Here is a 6,422-nt window from a genome sequence, read left to right on the forward strand (position 1 = left end):
CCATGAACTGCGACAGCTGGGAGGTGCCGAAGAACTCCTTGATCGACGCCACGACCGGGCGGCCTCCCCGGGGAGGACCGGCCGTACCTCTCTCTCGAACCGGCGACCGCCGGGACCGCGCGTCCCCGGCTCAGCCGGTCCCGACGGTCCTGGCGGTCCTGGGCAGCAGGGCGAAGGCGCCGAGATAGATCAGGCCCGCCACGATCAGCAGTGCCTGGTAGCCGATGACCAGCGCCAGATACTCCAGGCAGCCGCCGACCATCGCGCCCAGCAGGTTGGCGCCGAAGGACACGGTGGCGTCGGCGGAGTCGGCGAAGCGCTTGGCGAACACCACGTTGGCCGCGAAGATCGGCAGGAACGCCACGACCACGGCGACCACCGCGCGCAGCGGCAGCGGCAGGCCCAGCAGCCAGGAGTTGGGCACCAGCCAGGCCAGGACCAGCCCGGCGAGCAGCACGCCGTACATCACGGGTAGAGACGGCACCCGGAAGCGGCGGGTCACCTCCACCGCGGCGAGCACGGCGACCAGCACCCCGCCGAACACGATCGCGTTCACCACCCAGGTGGTGCCGAACAGCAGCGCGAACCCGGTGACGCTCTTGGTCTCCAGCAGCAGGAACGCCACGCCGAGCAGGAAGAGGTCGGCGTACGGGCGCATCCGGCGGTACGGGCCGGCGACGGCGCGGACGGCGAGCAGGCTGACGAGGAGGATCAGCCCGAGGGTGATGATGTAGATCTGCGGGATCGTCTGGTCCTTCAGGTAGAGGAAGGGCCGGTCGTCACCGGTCGGCGGCGGGGTGTCGGCGGTCGCCCCCGCCCACTCGGAGCCGCACCGCTGCGCCTCGGTGGTGAGACCCGCGGTGATCACCGCCTGCTGGCCGGTCTCGCTGACGATGTCGACGCAGGGCTTGTGGCCGAAGGCGGCCTGCATGGTGGAGCCGAGGCGGTCCACCAGCCAGGTCTCGCGGTAGTAGTTGTACATCGAGAAGGCGCCGCCGGGCTTGAGGTGGTCCCTGGCGGCCTCCATCGCCTGCTGGGTGAACAGGTAGCTCTCCAGCCGCAGCGAACTCGCCCCGGAGACCAGGGTGAGCGAGTCGGGCAGCGCGAAGAGGATCAGGTCGTACTTGCCGGAGGTCCTCTCCAGGAAGGCGCGGCCGTCGGTGACGTGGGTGGTGACCCGGGGGTCGTCGTAGGGCCTGTCCGGGTGGTAGGAGCGCCCGAGTTCGAGCAGCTTGGGGTCGATCTCCACGGCGTCCACGTGCTTGGCGCCCTTGGACAGCGCGATCGACACGTCGGTGCCGCTGCCCGCGCCCACGATCAGCACGTCGTCCAGCTTGCCGGAGGCCGCCCGCTCGTACGGCAGGGCGTACTGGCGCTCCCACTCCAGGCGGCTCTTGGCCGGGGTGGCCTGCTGGTGCGGGATGCCGTTGACCTTGATGTCCATCAGCGGCACGTCGTTCCAGTAGCCGCGCACGTAGGTCACCTTGTAGTAGGGCGACCACAGCGCCCCGGCCGTCAGCGTCTCCATCGCGAGGGCGCCGACGATGACCAGCGACGGGACCAGCAGCGCCACGCGGGCCCAGACCCTGCGGGGCCAGAGCAGCACCGCGTAGGCGATCGCGGCGATCGTGCCCCACACCACCGGGGGCGCGCTGAGGAACGACAGCGCGGTGAACAGCCCGATGCCGCTGAGGCTGCCGATCAGGTCGTAGCGGTAGGCCTCCAGCCGGTCGAGTTCGGGGAAGCACCGCCCGACCAGCTCGGCCGGGCCCATCAGCACGATCGCCGCCGCGGCGAAGATCACCGGCAGGATCAGCCAGGCGGGCGGCCCGCTCTCGCTCAGGCTCGTCCAGTACAGGACGCCCTCGGTCTGGCGGTCCACGGTCACCGGGAAGAACAGCACGACCAGGACCAGGACCGCCAGCACGATCGGCGAGTAGTAGGGCTGCCGGGTGCTGCGTCCCACCCGCAGGAAGCCGAGCCCGATGCCGAGGAAGGATCCCAGCAGGACGAAGTTGGTGAAGTAACTGAGGTGAACGATGTTCGACCCGGTCCACCGGATCAGGGCCAGTTCCAGGAAGAGCATGAAACCACTGGCCACGATCAGCCTGGGACGGGTGCCCAGCCAGTGCGTGTGCCGGACATCGGAATGGGAGGTTGGCGTCGTCTCCGCCGCTGCGGTCATGCCGCCCAACGCTAGTGACCGGTACTCGCTCAGGGAAGGAAATCCACGCCCACCATTTACACCGATTGGACACTTGAAACCCGATAGGGGACGGTTTCAACGGCTGGACGCGCTCGAGGTGAATGCAGGAATGTGGTGAAGTCCGATCCCCCCGAGTACCGGTGGTGCACATGCGAGTCCTGCTCCAGCTCCGCCCCTCTCCAGACGTCGTCGCGGCCGTGGCCGACCCCTCGGTGAGCACGGCTGCGGCCGACGTCGCCGACCCGCTGCCCGGGGTCGTCGTGGACCCCTCCTTCTCGCCCGTCGTCGTACCCCGCCCGGTGCCCGGTGCCGGAGGCGACCCGCTCTCGCTCAACCAGCCGCTGACGTTCTCCTTCGCCGCCGACGAGGCCTCCGTCCTGGTCCGCGGGGAGATCTCCGACGACGAGACATCCACCCGGATCACCCTGCTGCCCACGCTCCGCCCCGACGTCGTGGGGGTCTTCGCCGACCCGGTGATCGAGCGGGGCCTCACCTGCGGCGGCACGCCCCCGGTGGGCGACTGGCGTGACGTGGAGCGACTGCTCCACGTCACCGAGCTGGCCGGTGACGGCCTCGACGGCTCGGGCGTCGCGCTCGCGGTGCTCGACACCGGAATCAACTCCGCGCACGTCGCCCGGCACCTCGGCCGCGATGTCACCGTCGACGAGCAGCGCAGCTGGAAGCCGTCGGGGGTGCAGGGCAGGGCGGGTGAGTTCCCCGTCGACCACGGCACGATGTGCGCCTTCGACGCGCTCATCGCCGCCCCGAGGGCGTCACTGATCGACATGCCGGTGCTGCTCTCCCGGCGCCCCGGCGGCTCGGCCCTGGACGGCCTGCTGTCGGACGCGGTGGCGGCCTTCGCCCACCTGCGCACCGTCCTGGAAGCCCAGCCCGCCGCTTCGCGGTCCCTGGTCGTCAGCAACAGCTGGGGCTCCTTCTCTCCCAGCTGGGACTTCCCCGTCGGCCACCCCGGCAACTACTCCGACAATCCGGCCCACCCCTTCAACCTGATCGTCTCCAGCCTGGAGCGGGCGGGCGCCGACGTGCTGTTCGCCGCGGGAAACTGCGGGCGCGACTGCCCCGACGGCCGGTGCGCGTACCCGGACCGGCCGATCACCGGCGCCAACTCCCACCCGCGCGTCCTGTCGATCGGCGGCGTCGACACCCGTGGCGAGCGGGTCGGCTACTCCTCTCAGGGGCCGGGCCGCCTCGTCGCCCGTAAGCCGGATCTGTGCGCCTACACCCACTTCTCCGGCTCCCGGGCCTTCGGCGACGACGAGGCTGACTCGGGCACCTCGGCCGCGTGCCCCGTCACCGCCGGCCTGGTCGCGGCCGTGCGCACCCGGTGGTCCTCCTCCCGCCTGTCCCCCGCCCAGCTGCGCACCCTGCTCCGGCGCACCGCCGACGACCGGAGCGACATCGGCTTCGACCACGACCACGGCTACGGCGTCGTCGACGCCGCCGGGATCCTCGCCTCGTTGCGCCGCCGCGCCGAACGCGTGCCGTGAGGTCATGCTCCTGATCACCGTACGGCTCCCGCCCGGCGCGACGCTCGCGCGGGCCAAGTGGCACCTGGGGCCGCCGGAGAAGGAGAACCTGAGAATCGAGCCGTACGGTCCCCCGGCCGGCCTTTCGCCCGGGGGCCGTCGCGCAGGCGGCCGAGGCACGCCTGACTCGTCAGCACCTCGGCGCCCCGCGCGGCGAAGACCCGATCCATGAAGAAGTCGTGGACGCCGGGCTCGGGCGTCCTGGTGCCGGGCGCCCGCGCCTCGGGGTTGACCTAGCGCTTGCTACGTCTTACGGTGGGGCGCACGCCGGATCGGGGCGAGAGATTGCGAGATCGCTGTGGGTCGACGCCTCATCAGGATGCTCAGGCCGTTCGTCCAGTGGCTGTCGGCGACCGACGCCTTCGCCAGGATCGCCCCCGGGATCGTGCCCAGGATGGACCGGGCCGCGCACCGCCTGACCCGGGGCAGGGTCGTGCTGAGCGACCAGATGCTGCCCACCCTCATCCTCACCACGACCGGCAGCAAAAGCGGCGAGCCGCGCGTCGCACCGGTCTCCTGCCTGCCCGAGGACGACGGCGGCTTCCTGCTGGTCGGCTCCAACTTCGGCCGCCCGAACCACCCCGCCTGGAGCGGCAACCTCATCGCGACCCCGGAGGCCACGGTGAGCTTCCGGGGCCGGGTGTCACCGGTCACCGGTCACCTGCTGACCGGCGACGAACGGGCCGACGCCTGGGCACGGCTGGTCGGGGCCTGGCCGGTCTACGACCGCTACACCGAGCGGGCGGCCGACCGCGAACTGCGCGTCTTCCGCCTCTCTCCTCGCCTCTGACCGGCCACGCCCACGGCGCCGTCGACACTCCCGGGATCCTCGCCTCGTTGCGCCGCCGCGCCGAACGCGTACCGTGAGGTCATGCTCCTGATCACCGTACGGCTCCCGCCCGACGCGACGCTCGCGCAGGCCATGCGGCATCTGGGACTGCCCAAGGAGGAGGTCGACACCGGCTACGGCCTGGTGCTCATCGACCCCGATCAGGGCCTGTACGGGCTGCGGGTGACCGAGGCCGCGGCCCGCCGTGTCGACCCCGCGGCGGGCGAGGGCCCCTACGCCGACCCAAGGATCGAGCCGTACGGCCCCCCGGCCTGAGGTCCCCGGAGGTCGTCGCGCGTCAGAGCCGACCGGGGGCGCGGCGCGTGCCGCCGGACCGGCTCGGCCACCTTGGGGCCGGCCTGCGGGGGCGGGATCGTCGGATCTCCTCGCTCCGGCTCTGGGCGGAACATCAGGCCCGCTCCTTGGCGACCAGCTCGCGGACGGCCGGAGCGACCTCACCGACGAATCGCTGAATCTGCGAGGGGTCGTGGACCATCAGCGTGAAGACACTGACCCCGTGGGTGAGGGCGAGGTCGGCGATCCGTTCGGCGGGCAGTTCGTCACCGAGATTGAGGAGGCGGCGGATCTGGCCGGGTGAGCGACCCGCCGCCGCGGCGGCCTCGTCGATGACGGCGTTGCCCTCGGCGAGCCGCGCGGGGGTTTCGAGGCGTGGGAGGGAGGGGAGCCAGCCATCGGCGGCCCGTCCGGTCAGCCGGAGCATGCGCGGCCCGTACGCGCCGAGCCAGATGCCTATGTCGTGGGCGGGGCGAGGGCCGCGCCTGGCCCCGCGGACCCGGTGGTGCCGCCCGTCGACGTGGACGTCACCGGACGCGTCGACATCCCAGAGAGCACGGATGATCTGGATGCCCTGCTCCAGCGCCGTGACCGCGTCCCCCGGTGCGCGGCGCGGGCCCCCCATGGCCTCGATACCGTCCCAGAACGCCCCGGCCCCCAGTGCGAGCTCGAACCGGCCGCCGCTGAGGAGGTCGAGGCCGGCGGCGCTCCTGGCGAGCATCGCCGGGGGGCGCAGCGGCAGCGGATGGACGTTGCCGGCCAGCCGGACGCTGGTCGTGGCCGCCGCGACGTAGGCGAGCAGCGTCCAGGTATCGAGGAACGCGGGCTGGTACGGATGGTCCTGGAAGGTGACCAGATCCGCACCCGCCCGTTCGGCCGCCTGGGCGAGCCGCACCACCATGTCCGCGTCCCGGCTGGAGGGGATGATGTTGGCGGCGAACAGCAGATCGTGTCCGTAGTCAGGCATCGGCCGCCCCTTTGACGTCGCGGGCGCGGTAGGTGTCCTCGATGGTCGGGCCGCTCTCCAGGCCCCAGCTGACGATCCGCGCCGGGTACAGCAGGATCCGCGGCCGGTCGCCCGGGACGGCCTCGGCGCGGCCCCGAACCTCCACGCCCCGAGGCCGCCACGGCGGCAGCACGTCGTCGACCACCAGGGCCGCGCGGCCGGTGCGCACCACGTCCCTGAACTTCTTGGACCTGCCGAAGTTACGACCGCTGATCTCGATGACCCGGCCCGCGCCGTCGAGGGACCAGCCGACCGGCGCGACGTGCGGCATGCCGTCCGGCCCGACGGTGGCCAGCCGCCCGAGCAGACGTCCGCCGCGCAGATAGGCGAGTTCGAGGTCGGTGAAGATGCTCATGTGTCCGTCCGTTGGAGCTCTTGAGCCGGCTGCGGGCCACGAGGCGGGGGCGCCACCGCGGCGGCGTGCCGTACCGCGAGCGGTGAGATCGCGATCCCGAGGACCGCGGCGGCCGCGCCCAGCCAGAACAGGGCGGTGAAGGCGGAGTCCGGCACACCTGCGGCGCTGGAGGAGATGCCGGAGGC

7 protein-coding genes are annotated in these 6,422 nt (G+C 72.0%); 3 read left to right on the forward strand and 4 right to left on the reverse strand.

The window, feature by feature from the left end; genetic code table 11:
* Positions 1-130: 130 nt before the first annotated feature.
* Positions 131-2,185: a spermidine synthase gene (locus ABZ260_RS44195; protein ID WP_355629991.1), complete on the reverse strand. Its 2,055-nt coding sequence runs from the start codon at positions 2,183-2,185 to the stop codon at positions 131-133.
* Between the two features lie 170 nt (positions 2,186-2,355).
* On the opposite strand from ABZ260_RS44195, the gene ABZ260_RS44200 reads away from it, so the two are divergent.
* The 3 genes from ABZ260_RS44200 to ABZ260_RS44210 all read left to right on the forward strand — a co-directional run bounded on the left by ABZ260_RS44200 (position 2,356) and on the right by ABZ260_RS44210 (position 4,858).
* Positions 2,356-3,714: a S8 family serine peptidase gene (locus tag ABZ260_RS44200; RefSeq protein WP_355629994.1), complete on the forward strand. Its 1,359-nt coding sequence runs from the start codon at positions 2,356-2,358 to the stop codon at positions 3,712-3,714.
* Between the two features lie 358 nt (positions 3,715-4,072).
* Positions 4,073-4,543: a nitroreductase family deazaflavin-dependent oxidoreductase gene (locus ABZ260_RS44205; protein WP_355629998.1), complete on the forward strand. Its 471-nt coding sequence runs from the start codon at positions 4,073-4,075 to the stop codon at positions 4,541-4,543.
* 81 nt (positions 4,544-4,624) lie between these two features.
* Positions 4,625-4,858 carry a hypothetical protein gene (locus ABZ260_RS44210; RefSeq protein ID WP_350920441.1) on the forward strand — a complete coding sequence of 78 codons (234 nt, stop codon included), beginning with the start codon at positions 4,625-4,627 and terminating at the stop codon, positions 4,856-4,858.
* Between the two features lie 133 nt (positions 4,859-4,991).
* Here the strand turns inward: ABZ260_RS44210 and ABZ260_RS44215 are convergent, their stop codons facing one another.
* The 3 genes from ABZ260_RS44215 to ABZ260_RS44225 form a co-directional block, all read right to left on the reverse strand.
* Positions 4,992-5,843 (reverse strand): LLM class flavin-dependent oxidoreductase, encoded by an 852-nt coding sequence (locus tag ABZ260_RS44215; protein ID WP_355630001.1) that lies wholly within the window; start codon positions 5,841-5,843, stop codon positions 4,992-4,994.
* Positions 5,836-6,237 (reverse strand): PPOX class F420-dependent oxidoreductase, encoded by a 402-nt coding sequence (locus ABZ260_RS44220; protein WP_355630004.1) that lies wholly within the window; start codon positions 6,235-6,237, stop codon positions 5,836-5,838. The genes ABZ260_RS44215 and ABZ260_RS44220 overlap by 8 nt, the downstream gene beginning before the upstream one ends.
* A partial coding sequence (locus ABZ260_RS44225; RefSeq protein WP_355630007.1) for a hypothetical protein occupies positions 6,234-6,422 on the reverse strand: 189 nt, incomplete at its 5' end. The genes ABZ260_RS44220 and ABZ260_RS44225, both read right to left, overlap by 4 nt.

It is taken from the genome of Streptosporangium sp. NPDC006013, assembly GCF_040614275.1.
Lineage (GTDB): Bacteria > Actinomycetota > Actinomycetes > Streptosporangiales > Streptosporangiaceae > Streptosporangium.

What these genes read in the sequence shown, in the direction of transcription:
- ABZ260_RS44195 (WP_355629991.1), bottom strand. Translation starts at nt 2,185, where the DNA reads ATGACCGCAGCGGCGGAGACGACGCCAACCTCCCATTCCGATGTCCGG.
- ABZ260_RS44200 (WP_355629994.1), top strand. Translation starts at nt 2,356, where the DNA reads ATGCGAGTCCTGCTCCAGCTCCGCCCCTCTCCAGACGTCGTCGCGGCC.
- ABZ260_RS44205 (WP_355629998.1), top strand. Translation starts at nt 4,073, where the DNA reads ATGCTCAGGCCGTTCGTCCAGTGGCTGTCGGCGACCGACGCCTTCGCC.
- ABZ260_RS44210 (WP_350920441.1), top strand. Translation starts at nt 4,625, where the DNA reads ATGCTCCTGATCACCGTACGGCTCCCGCCCGACGCGACGCTCGCGCAG.
- ABZ260_RS44215 (WP_355630001.1), bottom strand. Translation starts at nt 5,843, where the DNA reads ATGCCTGACTACGGACACGATCTGCTGTTCGCCGCCAACATCATCCCC.
- ABZ260_RS44220 (WP_355630004.1), bottom strand. Translation starts at nt 6,237, where the DNA reads ATGAGCATCTTCACCGACCTCGAACTCGCCTATCTGCGCGGCGGACGT.